This window comes from Stutzerimonas azotifigens (genome assembly GCF_013522725.1).
Taxonomy (GTDB): Bacteria; Pseudomonadota; Gammaproteobacteria; order Pseudomonadales; family Pseudomonadaceae; genus Stutzerimonas; species Stutzerimonas azotifigens_A.
This window is the reverse complement of the sequence record NZ_JAAMRF010000006.1, coordinates 47,598-65,470: the sequence shown is the minus strand read 5'-3', so window position 1 is coordinate 65,470 and position 17,873 is coordinate 47,598. Positions and strand designations below refer to the sequence as shown.

Annotated in this window: 17 protein-coding genes; 5 read left to right on the top strand and 12 right to left on the bottom strand. The window is 65.0% G+C overall.

Translation table 11 applies throughout. From position 1 onward, the window contains the following. Positions 1-147: 147 nt before the first annotated feature. The 3 genes from G7026_RS12705 (at position 148) to G7026_RS12695 (ending at position 1,974) form a co-directional block, all read left to right on the top strand. The gene (locus tag G7026_RS12705) at positions 148-390 is read left to right on the top strand and encodes a DUF2789 domain-containing protein (RefSeq protein WP_181071286.1); all 243 of its coding nucleotides are present in this window, start codon (positions 148-150) and stop codon (positions 388-390) included. A 309-nt stretch (positions 391-699) separates the two neighbouring features. Beyond that, positions 700-1,521 (top strand): inositol monophosphatase family protein, encoded by an 822-nt coding sequence (locus G7026_RS12700; protein ID WP_181071285.1) that lies wholly within the window; start codon positions 700-702, stop codon positions 1,519-1,521. 192 nt (positions 1,522-1,713) lie between these two features. Next, on the top strand, positions 1,714-1,974 hold the full coding sequence (locus G7026_RS12695; protein ID WP_181071284.1) for a hypothetical protein: 261 nt from the start codon (positions 1,714-1,716) through the stop codon (positions 1,972-1,974). Positions 1,975-2,049: 75 nt separating this feature from the next. On the opposite strand, the gene G7026_RS12690 is transcribed toward G7026_RS12695, so the two are convergent. From G7026_RS12690 to G7026_RS12665, 6 genes are all read right to left on the bottom strand, one after another. Further along, a complete protein-coding gene (locus tag G7026_RS12690) occupies positions 2,050-2,607 on the bottom strand; it encodes an MFS transporter permease (RefSeq protein ID WP_181071283.1) in 558 nt (185 codons plus the stop codon). A gap of 108 nt (positions 2,608-2,715) precedes the next feature. Beyond that, on the bottom strand, positions 2,716-3,450 hold the full coding sequence (locus tag G7026_RS12685; protein ID WP_181071282.1) for a sulfite exporter TauE/SafE family protein: 735 nt from the start codon (positions 3,448-3,450) through the stop codon (positions 2,716-2,718). Positions 3,451-3,551: 101 nt separating this feature from the next. Continuing rightward, positions 3,552-4,052, bottom strand: coding sequence for a DUF3597 domain-containing protein (locus tag G7026_RS12680; RefSeq protein ID WP_181071281.1), 501 nt, complete (start codon positions 4,050-4,052; stop codon positions 3,552-3,554). An 85-nt stretch (positions 4,053-4,137) separates the two neighbouring features. Then, positions 4,138-5,106, bottom strand: coding sequence for a PstS family phosphate ABC transporter substrate-binding protein (locus G7026_RS12675; protein ID WP_258190265.1), 969 nt, complete (start codon positions 5,104-5,106; stop codon positions 4,138-4,140). A 12-nt stretch (positions 5,107-5,118) separates the two neighbouring features. Next, positions 5,119-5,343 carry a hypothetical protein gene (locus G7026_RS12670; RefSeq protein WP_181071280.1) on the bottom strand — a complete coding sequence of 75 codons (225 nt, stop codon included), beginning with the start codon at positions 5,341-5,343 and terminating at the stop codon, positions 5,119-5,121. 22 nt (positions 5,344-5,365) lie between these two features. Continuing rightward, on the bottom strand, positions 5,366-6,526 hold the full coding sequence (locus G7026_RS12665; RefSeq protein WP_181071279.1) for a Na/Pi symporter: 1,161 nt from the start codon (positions 6,524-6,526) through the stop codon (positions 5,366-5,368). A 246-nt stretch (positions 6,527-6,772) separates the two neighbouring features. Between G7026_RS12665 and bglX the strand changes: the two genes are divergently transcribed. Continuing rightward, positions 6,773-9,067 carry a beta-glucosidase BglX gene (gene bglX / locus G7026_RS12660; RefSeq protein WP_181071278.1) on the top strand — a complete coding sequence of 765 codons (2,295 nt, stop codon included), beginning with the start codon at positions 6,773-6,775 and terminating at the stop codon, positions 9,065-9,067. Between the two features lie 100 nt (positions 9,068-9,167). After that, positions 9,168-10,028 carry a CAP domain-containing protein gene (locus G7026_RS12655; RefSeq protein ID WP_181071277.1) on the top strand — a complete coding sequence of 287 codons (861 nt, stop codon included), beginning with the start codon at positions 9,168-9,170 and terminating at the stop codon, positions 10,026-10,028. An 8-nt stretch (positions 10,029-10,036) separates the two neighbouring features. Here the strand turns inward: G7026_RS12655 and glpD are convergent, their stop codons facing one another. The 6 genes from glpD to G7026_RS12625 form a co-directional block, all read right to left on the bottom strand. Beyond that, positions 10,037-11,566, bottom strand: coding sequence for a glycerol-3-phosphate dehydrogenase (glpD, locus tag G7026_RS12650; RefSeq protein WP_258190264.1), 1,530 nt, complete (start codon positions 11,564-11,566; stop codon positions 10,037-10,039). Positions 11,567-11,761: 195 nt separating this feature from the next. After that, positions 11,762-12,520 (bottom strand): DeoR family transcriptional regulator, encoded by a 759-nt coding sequence (locus G7026_RS12645; protein WP_181071275.1) that lies wholly within the window; start codon positions 12,518-12,520, stop codon positions 11,762-11,764. Between the two features lie 354 nt (positions 12,521-12,874). Beyond that, on the bottom strand, positions 12,875-14,383 hold the full coding sequence (glpK, locus tag G7026_RS12640) for a glycerol kinase GlpK (protein ID WP_181071274.1): 1,509 nt from the start codon (positions 14,381-14,383) through the stop codon (positions 12,875-12,877). Between the two features lie 375 nt (positions 14,384-14,758). Beyond that, positions 14,759-15,040 (bottom strand): peptidylprolyl isomerase, encoded by a 282-nt coding sequence (locus G7026_RS12635; RefSeq protein WP_181071273.1) that lies wholly within the window; start codon positions 15,038-15,040, stop codon positions 14,759-14,761. Positions 15,041-15,121: 81 nt separating this feature from the next. Continuing rightward, a complete protein-coding gene (locus G7026_RS12630) occupies positions 15,122-16,651 on the bottom strand; it encodes a DHA2 family efflux MFS transporter permease subunit (protein ID WP_181071272.1) in 1,530 nt (509 codons plus the stop codon). A 14-nt stretch (positions 16,652-16,665) separates the two neighbouring features. Then, the gene (locus G7026_RS12625) at positions 16,666-17,868 is read right to left on the bottom strand and encodes an efflux RND transporter periplasmic adaptor subunit (RefSeq protein ID WP_181071271.1); all 1,203 of its coding nucleotides are present in this window, start codon (positions 17,866-17,868) and stop codon (positions 16,666-16,668) included. Positions 17,869-17,873: the final 5 nt, after the last annotated feature.

Below are 17,873 nucleotides of genomic sequence, written 5' to 3'. Positions count from 1 at the left end.
GCCTGGGGATTGCTCCAGAGCCTAAAGGCTTTCTCCGATAACGGCCACGCCCGTCCCTTCACCGGAACTGTTGCGTGTGGGCCGGCCTCTGAATAACGACACTGTAGGCGCCGCGCGTCAATCGACCCATACCTGGAGGACATCGACATGGAACTACCCAACAAAGACCTGGGCACGCTTTTCGAGCAGCTCGGGCTGCCTTCCGATCCGGACAGTATCGACGCGTTCATCGCCCAGCATTACCCGCTGCCCGACGACGTGAAAGTGTCCGAGGCGCCGTTCTTGAACGAATCCCAGCGCGCCTTCCTCAAGGACGAGTTGCTAGAGGATGCCGAGTGGGCGCCGATCGTCGACGAGCTCAACGTGCGGCTGCACGAAAACATGAGCTGAGGGTTGCTTCTGTTCCCGCCATCGCTCTCTCAAGGGCAGCACGTGCCCTGAGTCAGCCGAGCAGCCGGACAGGGATTTATCCGCTTGGAGCACGCCAATAGCGCCGAAGCTTTTGCCGGGTCGGCATCGCAGCCGACCACATCCTTGGCGGCAATCGGGTTCATTCTGCTGGTACGGCGGGCGAGCGATCTTGGAGCAGTCACTCACTGATCCCACGACGATAGGCAAGGTGCGACAGCTCGCTCCCCACAGACGCTTGCTCGCGCGATAATCCGCATCAGTCTCCCTCCATCTGCAACAGGTTTACTCATGGATACCAGCACAGAGCAATCCCTGGATCTCGACGCACGCTATGCCAGTGCGCGGGCCATCGCCCAAGAGGCCGCCCGCAAGGGCATGGCCTATTACGCGCGCCGCGAGGAGCTGATCGTCGAGCACAAGGAGGGCAATCTGCAGGACGTGGTGAGCGCCGCCGATCAGGAAATCGAGCTGTTCATTCGTGCCGAACTCGCCAGGCTCTTTCCCGAGGACGGGCTGCTGGGCGAAGAGGGCGGCGGTGCCGATCTGGGTGCCCGCTGCGTGTGGGTGATCGACCCCATCGACGGCACGGCCTGTTTCCTCAACGGCCTGCACAACTGGTGCGTGTCGATCGGGCTGCTGGTCGATGGCGAGCCGGTGCTCGGCGCCATCGCCGATCCTAATCACGACGAGCTGTTCCATGCCTGTCGGGGGCGCGGCGCGTTCGTCAACGAGACGCCGCTCAAGGTCAGCGAGGCAACCCATGTGGGGCAGGGCGTTATGGGGACCGGGACGTTTCACAGCAAAGGCAAGGGCAACTTCATTCCCTTTCTTGAAAAGCTGCTGGCCGAAGGCGGGATGTTCTTCCGCAACGGCTCCGGTGCCCTGATGACCGCCTATGTCGCGGCCGGACGCCTGATCGGCTATCACGAGACCCATCTCAAGAGCTGGGATTGCCTGGCCGGGGTGGTGATGGTCAAGGAGGCCGGCGGGCGCATCAACGATTTCTTTCGCAACGACGGGTTGCTGCACGGCAACCCCTACCTGGTTGCCGCACCGGGTGTGTACGAGCAGCTGGCGCGAATGATCGGCCCATCGCTGGACGGCGATTGACGCATCCGTCGGAGAGACCTTGCATCGGACCGGACAGGGGCGCAGCCTGAATATCCGTCGTGGCGGTGCTTGCCCGACCGCTGCGATGGCTAACCGCGGTCACGCGGATACAGGCCTATCCATCCGGCTGTGCTGGGGCAAGCAGCAATGTTGTTCGTACCGGAGGAGGCCCTGGAAAGCGAGGGTCAGCTCATGAGCACGATGCAATGCACTTACCGCGACCACACCATCATCGCCGACGTCGTCGAGCACGTTGGTAGCCCGATGCCCTGGGCGGGTGGCTGCCGAATCAGCGCGCCGGACGGACGCACCAGTCGACGCATGTCGTTACCGGTCGAGCACGCTTTTCTGGCGGAGCTGGAACAGGCCCAGCGGGCTTCGATCGCCCATGGCAAATGGCTGGTGGACCAGTGTCTGGACCATGGTCGTGCGTTGTTCGCCGCTGCCGCTTGAAGGCTGCCGGTAAGCAACGAAAAAAGGGGCTGCCTGGCAGCCCCTTTTTCATGTTTGCGAAATTCGCGCTGGGTATCAGCCCAGCAAGAAGCCGGCGATGGTCAGCGCCCAGAAGATCACTCCAAGCAGGATCCAGAGCACGTTCGCCCAGCTGAACTTGGCATTGCCTTGTCCGAGCGAGTCGCCGCAGGCCTGGTTGGCCATTTTCTGGAAGGCGGTGAGCGGGAGCATGCACGCCAGCGAGACCAGAATGGTCAGCAGATTGAGCATTCCCGGCGCCTCGCCGCCAACGACGAAGTTGAGCGCTGTCGAAGCGATCACCAGCACGACGTAGGCCGTTGCGTTAGCGCCGTAGTCCCATCGTCCAAGCCCCTCTACTTCCAGCCGCCGGGAGATAGCGCGTCCCAGCGAATGCATGAAGAATATCTGGAAGAGCGCCCGGGCGACCGGCCAGACCCTTTCACCCGTGTTAGCCCGGTACGCTTGCCATTGCTTGTAGACCCAGTACCAGGCGTAGAGACCGAAGGTCGCGAAGTACAGGACCACCAGCTTGCGTATCGACGTCACGAAGAAGGCGTTGTGGGTGGTCGGTTCCACCAGCTCGGAGGCAGGTGCCTGGTAGATGTTTTCCATGTCCGTCCTTGGGTTGCAGAGTGGTTGGCGGGCGCGACTATCCTCCAGTTCGCCGGGCAGGAAAAGAGGCTTCGTTCGCCAGCTGTGAGCCGCCTCTCGACAGGCTTCCTAGAGATTGCGCCAGATCAGCTGCACGCCAGCGGCGAGCATTCCCAGTCGGGCGATGCGATAGAACCAGGTGTGGTTGATCCGCGATTGCAACCAGAGGCCGGTCCAGACACCGAACGGCACGATGGGCGCGAGCATCAGGCTCATCAGGAGATTCTCCCGGCTGAACTGGCCTAGCGCGGTGTAGGGGATCAGTTTCATCGCGTTGGTCAGCAGGAAGAACATGTTGATGGTGGCGACATAGCGCAGCTTTTCCAGTTGCTGCGGAAGCAGGTGCATCATCACGGGTGGCCCGCCGGCGTGGGCGACGAAGCTGGTGAACCCGGCCAGGGTCGACAGGGCGGTGCCGCGTCCGCGCTGCAGCGGGCGTGGCGTCTGGCCGGTGTTAAGCAGGCCGAGCAGCACGAACGACACGGCGATGACGCCCATCAGCAGGCCGATCAGGTTCTCGTTGAGCAATTCGAACGTGAGCGAGCCGATGAGAATGCCGATCAGGGCGCCGGGCAGCATGACCTTGAGGTTGGCCACGTCCCATTTGCCGAAATAGGCTTTCAGGCCCACCACGTCGGCCAGACAGAGGATCGGCAACATGATCGCCACCGCCTGTTTCGGTGAGGTGGCCAGCGCCAGCAACGGCACGGCGATGCCGCCCAGCGCGCCGCCGAAGCCGCCCTTGGACAGACCGGTGAGAAAGACCGCAGGCAGAGCGAACAGCAGAAAGTCGGAAAGGCTCATGGGGCACGCGATCCGGGGAAAGCGCGCAGCCTAGCAAACGGACAGGGGCAGGGGCAGCTCCAGGCGAGCCGGGACCGGTTGGCCCCGGCTCGCAAGGCATCTCAGTCAGCGGCGCGAGCGAGCTCTTCCGGGACGGTACCGCCATTCTCCGCCAGCTTGCGCATGACGGCGCGGTGCAGCCAGATGTTCATCTGCGCCGAATCGGCCATCTTCTCGGGCGGGCAGCCAAGCTCGGTAGCGAGCGATTTGCGCGTCTCCAGGTCGCTGTCCAGGCCCAGCAGCTTGAGCAGGTCGACGATGGAGTTGCGCCAGTCGAGCTTTTCCCAGTGCTGTTGCGCCAGATCGTCCAGGTGGGCGGTCACGTCTACCGGCGTGGTATTCACCGGCGCGGCGGCGCCCGCGGCGGCGCTCTGGCTACTGGCGTTCTCGTCCAGGTACTGGCCCGGACCGGTGGTGGCGTTTTGCGCAGCCGTGGGGCGTTCCGAGTCGATCACCGGATCGGTCGAAGGGTTGTCGCGTGCTTCCGGGTTCTGCAGCTCGGCCTTCTTCTGCGCCTCGTTGCTGACACCAAGCTTCTCCTTGATCCTATCGAACAGGCCCATAGATCACCTCTTTCGGTTGTGTGGGGACTCAGCGTTGGACCACTTGGGCGCGCAGGCGACTCGATCCGTAGGTCGGATGCAGGGTCTATGGCGTCTCAGGGACGGGGAGCCTGGCGTCGGCGTGGTCGCTGGGGACGAGTAGCTGCAGACTCTGCTGGTAGCCGCCTTCCTCCAGCGGCATGAATCCGGTGAAGTGGATCCAGCTGCGCAGGTGGGTCAGGTAGTGGGTGAGAAACTCGCTCAGCCGAGGATTGCCGGTGAAGCTGCGTTCGTTGACGTAGAGGTACAGAGGGCGCGTCAGCGGTTGGTAGTCGCCGCTGCCGACCGTGGCGAGTGTCGGGTAGACCGGGCCCTTGCCGGCATCGACGGCGATCAGCTTGAGCTCATCCCAGTGCCGGTGATAGGCGCCGATGCCGAAGAAGCCGAGCGCATTGGGTGAATCGGCGATGCCCCTGGCCAGCGCTTCTTCGTCTTCGCTGGCCTGGTAGTCGTGCCGGCTGCGGTGGGCCTGGCCGATGATGGCCTCGGTGAACACATCGTAGGTGCCCGAATCCTGGCCCCTGCCGAAGAGTTCGATAGGCTCGTCGGGCCAGCTCGCACGGATCGCCTTCCAGGTGGTTATCTTCTCTTCGGCCTCGGGTGCCCAGAGTTTCTTCAGTTCCTCGACGGTGATGTCGTCGGCCCAGCGGTTGGCCGGGTTGACCACGATGGCGATGGAGTCGATCGCCACCGGCAGCCGGCGGTAGGCGATGTCATTCTTCTCGCACTCGGCTTGTTCGTCCTCATTCATTTCCCGCGAGGCGTTGGCCAGATCGATCTCGCCGCGGCAGAAGGCGCGAAACCCCGCGCTGGAGCCGGAAAACTCGACCTGGATGTTGCTGCCGGGCTGCGCGCGCTGGAAACGCCGCGCCGCTTCGAGGGTCACCGGGAACAGGGTGCTGGAGCCGTTGGCGCGAATCGGTTTTTGCTCGTCCGTAGCCGCAGCATTGCTGCTTCCCAGCAGTGCAGCGGCCAGCGCAACGGCCAGGGTCGTCATCCAGGTAGTGCCCGTCATGGTGCGTCCTCGTCAGCCCTTCGGCTTGAGCCATTCCTGCTTGAGCGTGTTCCAGAACAGCTGAACGCTGCTGAATTTGGTATCCACCGCGTCGATGTACTGGTCGAGCTGTTCGATCTGCTGGTGCTGGGCCTGTTCGTCCGCCTCGAGGTCGGCGAGCTTGGCCTGCAGATCGTCCACCGAGGCGCGCAGTTCACGGATACGGGCGCGTGTTTCGATGTGGCGCTGGCTTTTCATCGCTGAGCTCCTCGGTCGGTTTTCACAACTGGCTAACCACGATCAGGCCCAGGGGCAGGGCGAAAAACAATCCGCCAATGTAGGCCGCGACGTACAGCTTGCTGCGCTGGGCCAGGCTGGCCAGGCCGTTGGCTATCATCGGCGGCACGCCGCGCAGGAAGGGCAACCCGTAGATCAGCAGGATGCCCAGCAGATTGAACAGCAGGTGCACCAGCGCGATTTGCATCGCGAGCTCCGCGGTGGGGCCAGAAATGGCGGTCGCCGCCAGTAGCGCGGTCACACAGGTACCGATATTGGTCCCCAGGGTGAAGGGATAGACCTGCTTGAGGGTGAATACCCCAGTGCCGGCCAGCGGCACGATCAGCGCGGTAGTGGTCGAGGACGACTGCACCAGCACGGTGATAACCGCGCCCGAGCCGATGCCCGACAGCGGGCCGCGGCCGACGCTGGCGTGCAGGATATCCTTGGCGCGGCCGACCATGACCCGGCGCAGCACTCTGCCGATGGTCGACACCACGAAAAGGATGAGGCCGATACCGATCAGGATCAGCGCGACGCCGGTCCAGGTCTGGCTGGGCAGCCAGGCGACGCTGGCATTGAGCGCCGAGCTGGCCGGCTCGAGCAGTACCCTCATGAAATTGACGCTTTTCATGTCGACGCTGGCGTCGTGCACCAGCAGTCCGGCGATCGCTTCGGATATCCGTTGTAGTGGATGGAATAGCAATTCTAGCGGCAGCAACAGGGTCACTGCGGTGAGGTTGAAGGCGTCGTGCACCGTGGCGGCGGAAAAGGCGCGGCGAAATTCGTCGCCGTGGCGGATATGTCCGAGGCTGACGAGGGTGCTGGTTAGCGAGGTACCGATGTTGGCGCCCATGATCAGGGGAATGGCGATGGCGATCGGCAGGCCGCCGGCGACCATGCCGACGACGATCGAGGTCACGGTACTCGAACTCTGGATCAGCGCGGTCGCCGCGAGGCCGATCATCAGACCCACGAACGGGTTGGTGGCGAAGGCGAAGAGTTCCTTGGCGTTGTCGCCGGTGGCTACCTTGAAACCGTCACCGATCGCGCCTACCGCGGCCAGCAGCAGGTAGATCAGGCAGGCGACGATCAGCCAGGACAGCCACGGACGCGCCGCCGGTTCGTCGTGCTGTACAGGTAGCGCGTGGGTCTGGGTAGTCATTGTCGCCTCCGCCACTCGTGCTGGTGGCTTCAGGCTGCTGCGCGAAGATGACGTTGTGGTGACCGCAGCGCTGGGGGAGCGGCGGCCCGACGGACGGGCTGTCGGTCCGGCGACGTGGCTCCGTTCGCGGTGGTGCAAAAAGACGTGGAGGCCGAAACGGGTTTAATCGAGAATGGCCCGCGCCGCGCGAGCGGCCTGCAATCAACCCGGGCGTCCGGGGAACGTATTCAGGGCAAAGGAATAAAAATGCATAAGCGTTGCGTGGTCGGCGTTCTGGCCTGCCTGGTCGGTTTTTCGATGGCGGTTGAGGCCCAGGCGCCCGCGGAGGCGAAGCAGGACAAACAGGCGTTCATCGACGACCTGCTCGGCCGGATGACCCTCGACGAGAAGCTCGGCCAGCTCAACCTCGTCAGCATTGGCGACGACTATCCCCGCGAGACGGCCATGGCGCAGATCCGTGCGGGGCAGGTTGGCGGCATGTTCAATACGGTCACCAAGCCCGATATTCGCCGCATGCAGGATCAGGTCGAGCACAGCCGCCTGAAGATCCCACTGTTCTATGCCTACGACGTGGTCCATGGTCATCGCACCATCTTCCCCATCAGCCTCGGGCTCGCCGCCAGCTGGGACCTCGAGGCCGTGGCGCTGAGCGGCCGGGTGTCGGCGATCGAAGCCGCCGCCGACGGGCTCAACATGACCTTCTCGCCGATGGTGGACATTACCCGCGACCCCCGCTGGGGGCGTGTGTCCGAAGGGTTCGGCGAAGACACCTACCTCACCTCGAAGATGTCCGAGGTAATGGTGCGGGCCTATCAGGGCGAGGATCCGTCCGCGCCGGACCGCATCATGGCCAGCGTCAAGCACTTCGCCCTCTATGGCGCGGCCGAAGGCGGGCGCGACTACAACACCGTCGACATGAGCCCGCAGCGCATGCACCAGGATTACCTGCCGCCCTACAAGGCGGCGGTGGATGCCGGTGCCGGCGGGGTGATGGTCGCGCTCAATGCCGTCAATGGCGAACCGGCGACCGCCAGCCGCTGGCTGTTGCGCGACCTGCTGCGCCAGCAATGGGGCTTTGGCGGCGTGACGCTGAGCGACCACGGGGCGGTCAAGAGCCTGATCGAGCATGGCGTGGCGGCCAACGAGCCGCAGACGGCGAAGCTGGCGCTTGAGGCTGGCATCGACATGGACATGCACGACCGCATGTTCGGGCTGCACCTGCCGGGTCTGCTCGGCAGGGGCGAAGTCCAGCAGGCGCACATCGACGAGGCCGTGCGCAACGTGCTCGGGGTGAAATGGGACATGGGGCTGTTCGCCGATGCCTACCGTCACCTGGGCCCGGCCTCCAGCGACCCGGTCGACACCAACGCCGAGGAGCGCCTGCACCGCGCCGAGTCGCGGGCGGTGGCGCGTACCGCGATGGTCCTGCTCAAGAACGAGGCGCAGACGCTGCCGCTCGCCCGGCAGGGCACCCTGGCGCTGGTCGGGCCGCTGGCCGACAGCAAGCTGGACATGATTGGCAGCTGGTCGGCGGCCGGGCGCGCGGAGCAGGCGGTCACCCTGCTCGAAGGGCTGCGCAACGCGGTCGGCGACCAGGCGCGCATCCTCCATGCCCGTGGCGCCAACATCAGCGACGATCCGCGGGTGCTGGGCTTCGTCAACGACGCCGAGATCGAGAGCCCGGTCGACCCCAGGCCCGCCCAGGCGATGATCGACGAAGCGGTGGAGGCCGCACGCCAGGCCGATGTGGTCATCGCGGCGGTCGGCGAGGCGCGCGGCATGGCCCATGAGTCCGCCAGTCGCAGCGATCTGAACATCCCGGAAAACCAGAGGGCGCTGCTGCGGGCGCTCAAGGCGACCGGCAAGCCGCTGGTGCTGGTGTTGATGAACGGCCGCCCGCTGACCCTGAACTGGGAGCACGAGAATGCCGGCGCCATTCTGGAAACCTGGTTCAGCGGCACCGAGGGCGGCAACGCCATCGCCGATGTGCTGTTCGGCGACTACAACCCCTCCGGCAAGCTGCCGATGACCTTCCCGCGTTCAGTCGGGCAGGTCCCGCTCTATTACAGCGAGCTCAACACAGGCCGGCCGGCCAAGCCCGACGAGACCGGCTCGGGCAAGTACACCTCGCGCTATTTCGATATCGAAAACGGGCCGCTGTATCCCTTCGGTTACGGCTTGAGCTACACCGAATTCAGCCTTTCGCCGATCCGGATGTCCGACACCCGCCTCGGCCGCGACGGGCAGCTGACCGCCAGCGTGACGTTGAAGAACATCGGCACACGTGAAGGCGCCACGGTGGTGCAGCTCTACCTTCAGGATATTACCGGCTCGATCAGCCGGCCGAAGAAGGAACTCAAGGGCTTCGAAAAGGTGACGCTGGAGCCCGGCGAGTCGCGCCAGGTGAGCTTCCCTATCAGCGAGGCCGACCTGCGGTTCTTCAACGCTTCGCTGCAGTGGACGTCCGAACCCGGCGACTTCAACCTCTATATCGGCCTGGATTCGCAGGACGTCCAACAGCAGCGCTTCACGCTTCACTAGGGCGTGCATCGACGCGGATAGCCCGTCGGCGGTTGGGGTCAGTTGTAGCGGGTTCTGCGCTTGCAGGGCCCGGCTACCGCAACCCGCATGGAGTACCGCTGTGCCGACCTCAATTTTCCATCCTGTCGCCTGTCTATTGGGCGTAGGCCTCCTGATCGGATCAGCCGGCGTCCACGCCGACGACGCCGATGTGCTCGTGAGCCTGATCAACGACTACCGCAGCTCCGCGCAGACCTGCAATGGCGCCTCGGTCGAGGCGGCCGGCCCGCTGGCGCCCGACGAGCGTCTGGCCGGGTTGCAGGTCAGTTCCGGCGCGCAGACCCAGGCCGATCTGCAGCGTGCCGGATACCGCGCCGCCAGCCTTCAGGCGATCGCGGTTTCCGGCCCGAAGAACGCCGAGGCGGCCATGATGGCGATCGGCTCGCGTTACTGCAGCGCCCTGACCGATGCGCGCTTCGCAGAGGTGGGTGTGTCGCGCCGTGGCGACACCTGGCAAGTGGTCTTGGCGCGCCCGCAGCTTTCCTCCGATCTGGGCGACTGGCAGGCCGCCGGTCGCGAGCTGCTGGCGCAGGTCAACGGGGCCAGGGCCGCGTCACGCCGCTGCGGTAAGCGCACGTTCGACGCCGCGCCTGAGCTCACTTGGAACGCTGTGCTGGCCACGACCGCCCGGGGCCACAGCGAGGACATGGCGAAGCAGAACTATTTCGGCCACCAGGACCTCGATGGCGGCAATGTCGGCACCCGTGCCAGCGCACAAGGCTATCGTTGGGGGCGCATCGGCGAAAACATCGCTGCCGGGCAGGGCAGCGTGAAGCAGGCGATGGCCGGCTGGCTGGCGAGCCCGGGGCACTGCGCCAACATCATGAATCCGGATTTCACCGAACTGGGCGCGGCCTTTGCGATCGACCCGCGCAGCGACGCGGGGATCTACTGGACCCAGGTGTTCGGCAAGCCGCGCTGACTCATGTGTCAGGCGGCGTCGCTCCGCGCCGGCGGGTTGCCGCCTGCGGCCAGGTACTGCTGCAGACGCCGGCGGTCCTCTTCTGCGAACGCCAGCCCCAGCTTGGTGCGCCGCCAGAGTATGTCGTCCACCTCCAGGGCCCATTCCTCGGCGCGCAGGTAATCCACTTCGCGTGCATAGAGCCCTTGGCCCAAGTGTTCGCCCAGGGCGTCGAGCGCGCGCGCCTCGCCGAGCATCGCCCAGGCCCGGCTGCCGTAGGTGGTGGCCCAGCGTTGCGCCAGTTTCGGTTCGAGCCCTTCGACCTTGGCGATCAACTCCTCGGCCAATTGCCGCGCCGTGAACATACCTTCGCCGCCGGGCAGCGGTGCGGCCGCCGTCCAGCTGTCGCCCAGCTGCGGGAAGAACGGCTTGAGCTGTGCCATCGCCGATTCGGCGAGTTTGCGGTAGGTGGTCAGCTTGCCGCCGAAGACCGACAGCAGCGGCGCCTGGTCGACTTCGGCGGCCAGCGCCAGGGTGTAGTCGCGGGTGACGGCGGAGGGGTTGTCGGACTCGTCGTCGCACAGCGGTCGAACCCCGGAGAAAGTGTGCAGCACATCCGCCGGGGTGAGCTGCTTGCGAAAGTGCGTGTTGGTCACACCGAGCACGTAGGCGATCTCCTCGTCGGTGATCTTCACCTGCGCCGGGTCGCCCTGGTATTCGCGGTCGGTGGTGCCGATCAGGGTGTAGCGGCCCAGATACGGGATGGCGAAGACGATGCGGCGGTCTTCGTTCTGCATGATGAACGCCTGGTCGCCCTCATAGAGCCGCGGCACGATCACGTGGCTGCCTTGGATCAGACGGATGCCGTAGGGCGAGCGTTGCTGCAGGTTCTCGCCGATGAAGCGGGCCACCCAGGGCCCGGCGGCGTTGACCAGTGCCTTGGCGCGAATTGAGAAACGCTGCCCATCGGGCTTGCGCAGATCGACTTCCCAGACACCCTCGACGCGGCGCGCGCCCAGGCACTCCGTACGCGTGTGCAGACGCGCACCGTTTTCACGCGCGCTCATGGCGTTGAGCACCACCAGCCGGGCATCGTCGACCCAGCAGTCGGAATATTCGAAACCGCGGGTGATCGTCGGGTTGAGCGGGCTCTGGGTATCGAAGCGCAGCCCTCGCGACCCGGGAAGCTTCTTGCGCTTGCCGAGGTTGTCATAGAGGAACAGTCCGGCGCGGATCATCCAGGCGGGGCGCAGGTGGGGGCGGTGCGGCAGCACGAAACGCAGCGGCTTGACGATGTGCGGCGCCTTGGCGAGCAGCACCTCGCGCTCGGCCAGCGCCTCGCGCACCAGGCGGAACTCGTAGTGCTCCAGGTAGCGCAGGCCCCCGTGGATCAGCTTGCTGCTGGCTGATGAGGTATGGCTGGCGAAGTCGTCGCGCTCGCAGAGAAAGACCGACAGACCGCGTCCGGCCGCATCGGCCGCGATCCCCACGCCGTTGATGCCGCCGCCGATGATGGCCAGATCGAAGGATTCGGGAGCGGGGCGGGATGTGTCGGTCATGCGGACCTCCTCGATTACGAACATTTTCTTTCGAATACGAACATCCTAGCGCAATGAGAATTGCCTATCCAGCCAAAATATGTTCGTTTTATAGGTAAAAGAAAATAATCGAACAAAAAGTTGGCTGACCAAGAAAGTGTTAATGGAGAGGGCGGCATGCGGCGCGTTTGGACAACGCGCCGTGGGAGGGAGGACTCAGTCGGAGATCTCGAGCTTGACCTTGTTCCGGGCCAGGAGCTGGACGAAGGGCTCGGGCGGACGGGCTTCGGTGAACAGGCAATCGATCTGCTCCAGCGAACCGAGCCGGGTCATGGCGCTGCGCCCGAACTTGCTGGAGTCGGCGGCCAGGAAGATTCGACGGGCGTTGTCGATGATGGCCTGGGAGACGCGCACTTCTTGGTAGTCGAAGTCGAGCAGGGTACCGTCCTCGTCGATGCCGCTGATGCCGATCAGTGCGAAGTCCACCTTGAATTGGCCCATGAAGTCGGCGGTCGCCTGGCCGACCACGCCGCCGTCGCTGCGCACGTTGCCGCCAGCGATGAGCACATCGAAATCCTGCTTGGTGCTGAGGATGTTGGCGACGTGCAGGTTGTTGGTGATGACCTTGAGGCCCCTGTGGTTGAGCAGGGCGTGGGCGATGGCTTCGGTGGTGGTGCCGATGTTGATGAATAGCGACGCCTGGTCCGGCACCTGAGCGGCGACCGCCTCGGCGATACGCCGTTTCTCGTCGCGCATCTGGCGCGCGCGCATGGTGTAGGCCGTGTTTTGTACGCTGGAATCATGGGCCGCACCGCCGTGGTAGCGGCGCAGCAACCCGGCTTCGCCCAACTGGTTGATGTCCCGGCGAATGGTCTGGGGCGTCACGGCGAAGTGCTGAGCGAGCTCATCGATGCTCACATAACCGCGCTCGCGTACCAGCTCCAGGATGTTCTGCTGTCGGGGGGCCAGGCTCATAAGGCTTCCTTGTTGTCGATATGACCGGAAGGATGCCGCACTCCGGCGCTCGATTAAAGCCGTGTCGGTTCCAGGGATGAGGTGGGCTCCAAGTCGTGCCACCGACACTTTTGTGGGAGCGGTCTCGACCGCAACGGGTTCGGCGCGCCTATTCGCGGTCAAGACCGCTCCCACGGATCGACGCTCTCACGTCTTGCCCCGTAGAGGGCGCGATGAGCGATGCGAGTTACGGAGCTGCGATCAGTCGGTGTCGCGATGCTCTTGTGGGAGGGGGCTCGACCGCGATGAAGCCGCGCGCTATTCGCAGTCAAGACTAGGTGTCCCCGACCGCTCCCACGATAGATCAGGCGGGGGTCAGTCGTCGGCCCAGTTGCGCGTACGGTCCACGGCTTTCAACCAGCCTTTGTAGAGGGCTTCGCGCTGCTCACTGTCGAGGGCGGGTTGGAACATCCGCTCGATGCTGCTCCGGCTGCGCAGTTCGTCGAGGCTGCTCCAGAAACCAGTTGCCAGCCCGGCCAGATAGGCGGCGCCGAGGGCGGTGGTTTCCTTCATTTCGGGGCGTTCCACCGGGGTGCCCAGCAGGTCGGCCTGGAACTGCATGAGGAAGTTGTTGGCCACTGCGCCGCCGTCGACGCGCAGCGAGCGCAGGCGTTCGCCGGCGTCCTGCTGCATGGCGTCGAGCACGTCACGGGTCTGGTAGGCGATCGATTCAAGCGTAGCGCGGATCAGGTGATCGACCTTCACCCCTCGGGTCAGGCCGAACAGGGCGCCGCGTGCGCGCGGATCCCAATAGGGTGCGCCGAGGCCGGTGAAGGCCGGCACCAGATAGACGCCGTTGCTGTCCGGCACCTTGGTGGCGAAGTACTCGGAATCGAGCGAATCGTTGATCACCTTCAGCTCGTCGCGCAGCCACTGCACGGTGGAGCCGCCGTTGAAGATCGCGCCTTCCAGCGCATAGTTGACCTCGCCCTTCGGGCCGCAGGCGATGGTGGTCAGCAGGCCGTGTTCCGACCGCACGGCCTTGGTCCCGGTGTTCATCAACAGGAAGCAGCCGGTGCCATAGGTGTTCTTCGCCTGGCCGGGTTCAACGCACATCTGGCCGAACAGCGCGGCCTGCTGATCCCCGGCGATCCCTGCGATGGGGATGCCGGTGCTCTGGCCCGAGCCGATGTAGGCGTGGCCGTATATCTCCGACGAGGAGCGCACCTCGGGCAGCATCTCGCGCGGGATATCCAGCGCCTCGAGCATCACCGGGTCCCAGTCGAGGGTGTGGATGTCGAACAGCAGGGTGCGCGACGCGTTGGTGTAATCGGTGACGTGGGCCTTGCCCTGGGTCATCTTCCAGATCAGCCAGGAGTCGACAGTGCCGAACAGCAGGTCGCCGCGCCGTGCCCGCTCGCGGCTACCCTCGACGTGGTCGAGGATCCACTTGATCTTGGTGCCCGAGAAATAGGGGTCGATGACCAATCCGGTGGTCTTGCGGATGTGCTCTTCCATGCCGTCGCGCTTGAGCTGGTCGCAGATCGGCGTGCTCTGCCGGCTTTGCCAGACGATGGCGTTGTAGATCGGCCGACCGCTGAGCTTGTCCCAGACGATGGCGGTTTCGCGCTGGTTGGTGATGCCGATGGCGGCGACCTGCTCGTTGCTGATCCCGGCCTGGGCCAGCGCTTCGACGAATACGCCGCTCTGGGTGGCCCAGATTTCCATCGGATCGTGCTCGACCCAGCTGGGCTGCGGATAGATCTGCGCGAATTCGCGCTGGGCGACGGTGACGACATTGGCGTTGCGGTCCAGCACGACGGCGCGCGAGCTGGTGGTGCCCTGGTCGAGGGCGACGACGTAGTGCTTGTCTTGGCTGCTCATGACGACTCTTCCTTAGCGGACTTAAGCGGACTTCGAGGGCGCTGACACGTTGCGGTGAGGCTTCGGCTGCCTGATACAGGCGCTGCGCAGCAGCGGAGCCCTGGGAGAGGTGACCGGTGCCGTGGGCGAGCGCCATGATCATGGCAAGAAGGATAGCGGCAATCGCCACCCCTACCAGGCAGGTCTGGTCGTGCGCAACCTTGTCGCTACACGTTCGACCGTCGAAAAGGTTCGACGTTGTTCGGAACGAAAAACGAGCCTGCAGGCTGACTCACAGTGGCAAGTGGCGTTCGTCTTGCCTGGGCCGGGCGGTCCGGAGGCGGGGAGGGTCGACGCGGGGAGGGGCTTGCCCGCAAGGCGGGCAAGCGAAGCGAATCAGTCTTCGCGGCTGGTGACTTCCAGCAGGTGGTAGCCGAACTGGGTCTTGACCGGGCCCTGTACGACGTTGACCGGGGCGCTGAAGACTACGGTGTCGAATTCCTTGACCATCTGGCCGGGGCCGAAGGTGCCGAGGTTGCCGCCGTCGCGGCTCGAGGGGCAGGTGGAATTGTCCTTGGCGACCTGAGCGAAGTCGGCACCGCCTTCGATGGCGGCTTTGAGTTCGCTGCACTTGGCTTCAGTGGGGACCAGGATGTGACGGGCAGTGGCGCGGGCCATGGGGTGACTCCTCATTGAATAAGGTGCCGAGCCTACCCCAATCGCCGCGCGAGTCAAACGCCGCGCCGCCGCTTCCCGGCCTCAGTGCCCTCCGGCCGCTTCGCCACTGCCCTTGGCGGTGAACGGTGGTTTGGCCAGCCAGATGATCAGGAACAGCCCGAGAAACATCCAGCCCATCAGCGTGAAGTAATCCACCGTCGACATCATGTAGGCCTGGGCTTCGACCACCCGGTCGATGTGCGCGTAGGCCTGCTGCGAGGGTCCGCCGAGCTGGTCGAGATACTGCTGGGTGGCCGGGCTGTAGGCCGTCACGTGCTCGGTCAGCTGGGCGTGGTGGTAGATCTCCCGGCGGTGCCACAGCCAGGTGGTCAAGGACGAGGCGAAGCTGCCGCCCAGTACCCGCAGGAAGGTCGCGAGGCTAGAGCCTTCGGCGATGTCCTTTGGCGGCAGGCTGGAGAGCAGGATGCTGGTGGTCGGCATGAAGAACAGCGCGATGCCAAGCCCCATGAAGACCTGGATTTCGGCGATGTGGCGGTAGTCCACCTCGGTGTTGAAGGTGGCGCGGACGAAACAGGAGGCGCCGATCACCAGGAACGAGCCGCCGGCCAGCAGCCTGAGATCGAACTTGTGCGCGTACTTGCCCACCAGCGGCGAGAGGAACACCGGCAGGATGCCGATCGGCGCCGCCGCGAGGCCCGCCCAGACTGGCGTGTAGCCCAGCTGCGTCTGCAGCCACTGCGGCAGCAGCAGGTTGATGCCGAAGAACCCGGAATAGCCGAGCACCAGCGCCAGCGTGCCGAAGGTGAAGTTGCGGTGCTGGAACAGCCGCAGATTGATGATCGGATGCTTGTCGGTGAGCTCCCAGATCACCAGCGCTACCAGCGCCACCACCGAGACCGCGGTGCTGATCAGGATGAAGTTCGACTCGAACCAGTCCAGGTCGTTGCCCTTGTCCAGCACCACCTGTAACAGGCCGACGCCGAGCACCAGCAGCGCGAGGCCGATGTAGTCGATCGGCTGGTGGACGATGCGCTCGGGCTTGTTGCGCAGCTGCGCCCAGACCACCAGGGTCGCGAAAATGCCGATCGGTACGTTGATGAAGAAGATCCAGGGCCAGCTGTAGCTGTCGGTGATCCAGCCCCCGGCGATGGGGCCGATGATCGGCGCCACCACCGTGACCATCGCCAGCAACGCGAGCGCCATGCCGCGTTTGGCGGTGGGGAAGATGGCCAGCAGCAGCGTCTGCGCCATCGGGTAGAGCGGGCCGGCGAAGAACCCCTGCAAGGCGCGGAACAGCACCAGTTCAGGCATCGAACGGGCGATGCCGCAGAGGAAGGAGGTCACCACGAACAGCACCACAGCCGCGAGGAACAGCTTCACCTCTCCGAATCGCCGGGCCATCCAACCGGTCAGGGGCAGGGCGATGGCGTTGCACACCGCGAAGGAGGTGATCACCCAGGTGCCCTGTTCCGAACTCACCCCCAGGTTGCCCGAGATGGTGGGCAGCGCGACGTTGGCGATGGTGGTATCGAGCACCTGCATGAAGGTCGCCAGCGACAGGCCGACCACGGCGAGCAGCATGCTCGCCGGGCGAAAGGTGTTATCGCTCATGGATGCTCCGGGGCTCAGCCCTTGGCCAGGTCGGCGGCTGCAGGGCCGTTGGCGTGAATGGTGCGTTCGATCAGCGCGTTGGCTTCACCCATCTGGTCGTCGTAGACGGCGGTGGAGAAGCGCGGCTGTTGCGGCGGGCGTTGCGACAGCTGCGGCCCGTCCTGGTCGTGCAGGTCGACGGTCACGGCGGTGGAGAGGCCGATGCGCAGCGGATGCGTCTGCAGGTTGTCCGGCTCCAGGCGGATGCGCACGGGCAGGCGCTGGACGATCTTGATCCAGTTACCGGTGGCGTTCTGCGCCGGCAGCAAAGAGAACGCGCTGCCGGTGCCCACGCCCAGACTCTCGACGGTGCCGCGATACTGCACGTCGTCGCCATGCAGGTCGGCCGTGATTTCCACCGGCTGGCCGATGCGCATGCTGCTGAGCTGGGTTTCCTTGAAGTTGGCGTCGATCCAGATCTGTTCCAGGGGCACGACCGCCATCAGTGCCGCGCCCGGCTGAACGCGGCCACCGACCTGCACGGCGCGCTGCGCCACGTAGCCACTGACGGGCGCGACCAGGGTGCTGCGCGCATGGTTGAGAAAGGCCTGGCGCAGTTGGGCCGCCGCAGCTTTCACGTCCGGGTGCGAGGCGATGATGGTGTCGTCGACCAATGCGAGGTTGGTGTCGAGCTGTTGCTGGGCGGTAGTCAGGGCGTTCTGCGCGCTGGTCAGGGCGTCCTGGGCGTGGGCCAGTTCCTCGCGGGAAATCGCGCCGCTCTTGGCCAGCTTGCTGCGCCGCTCGAAGTCGGCCTTGGCACGTTGCACTTCGACCTTGCGCGAAGCGACCTGCGCCTTGTAGCCATCGACGTTGCTGAACAGGCCGCGTACCTGGCGCACCGTGCGCGCCAGGTTGGCCTCGGCGCTTTGCAGGGCGACTTCGGTGTCGGACGGGTCGAGCCAAACCAGCGGCTGGCCGGCCTCGACGTAATCGCCATCGTCCACCGCGATGCGGATGACGGTGCCGGTGATCTGTGGCGTGATCTGCACCAGATTGCCGTTCACATAGGCGTCGTCGGTCTCTTCGTAAAAGCGGCCATGGAGTGTGTGATAGAGGTACGCGCTGGCAACGCCGAGCGCGACCACGACGGCCAGAATCAGCAGGTAGAGCTTGCGCTTGCCGGACGCCTTGGTCGCTTCTGGCTGCGCGTTTGCAGTGTTTGTGGGAGCTTCGGACATGGTCG

Coding starts and splice junctions, on each gene's coding strand:
- G7026_RS12645 (WP_181071275.1), bottom strand. CDS start 12,520: ATGAGCCTGGCCCCCCGACAGCAGAACATCCTGGAGCTGGTACGCGAG.
- bglX (WP_181071278.1), top strand. CDS start 6,773: ATGCATAAGCGTTGCGTGGTCGGCGTTCTGGCCTGCCTGGTCGGTTTT.
- G7026_RS12690 (WP_181071283.1), bottom strand. CDS start 2,607: ATGGAAAACATCTACCAGGCACCTGCCTCCGAGCTGGTGGAACCGACC.
- G7026_RS12665 (WP_181071279.1), bottom strand. CDS start 6,526: ATGACTACCCAGACCCACGCGCTACCTGTACAGCACGACGAACCGGCG.
- G7026_RS12685 (WP_181071282.1), bottom strand. CDS start 3,450: ATGAGCCTTTCCGACTTTCTGCTGTTCGCTCTGCCTGCGGTCTTTCTC.
- G7026_RS12705 (WP_181071286.1), top strand. CDS start 148: ATGGAACTACCCAACAAAGACCTGGGCACGCTTTTCGAGCAGCTCGGG.
- G7026_RS12675 (WP_258190265.1), bottom strand. CDS start 5,106: ATGACGGGCACTACCTGGATGACGACCCTGGCCGTTGCGCTGGCCGCT.
- G7026_RS12670 (WP_181071280.1), bottom strand. CDS start 5,343: ATGAAAAGCCAGCGCCACATCGAAACACGCGCCCGTATCCGTGAACTG.
- G7026_RS12630 (WP_181071272.1), bottom strand. CDS start 16,651: ATGAGCGATAACACCTTTCGCCCGGCGAGCATGCTGCTCGCCGTGGTC.
- G7026_RS12700 (WP_181071285.1), top strand. CDS start 700: ATGGATACCAGCACAGAGCAATCCCTGGATCTCGACGCACGCTATGCC.
- G7026_RS12680 (WP_181071281.1), bottom strand. CDS start 4,052: ATGGGCCTGTTCGATAGGATCAAGGAGAAGCTTGGTGTCAGCAACGAG.
- G7026_RS12695 (WP_181071284.1), top strand. CDS start 1,714: ATGAGCACGATGCAATGCACTTACCGCGACCACACCATCATCGCCGAC.
- glpD (WP_258190264.1), bottom strand. CDS start 11,566: ATGACCGACACATCCCGCCCCGCTCCCGAATCCTTCGATCTGGCCATC.
- G7026_RS12635 (WP_181071273.1), bottom strand. CDS start 15,040: ATGGCCCGCGCCACTGCCCGTCACATCCTGGTCCCCACTGAAGCCAAG.
- G7026_RS12625 (WP_181071271.1), bottom strand. CDS start 17,868: ATGTCCGAAGCTCCCACAAACACTGCAAACGCGCAGCCAGAAGCGACC.
- glpK (WP_181071274.1), bottom strand. CDS start 14,383: ATGAGCAGCCAAGACAAGCACTACGTCGTCGCCCTCGACCAGGGCACC.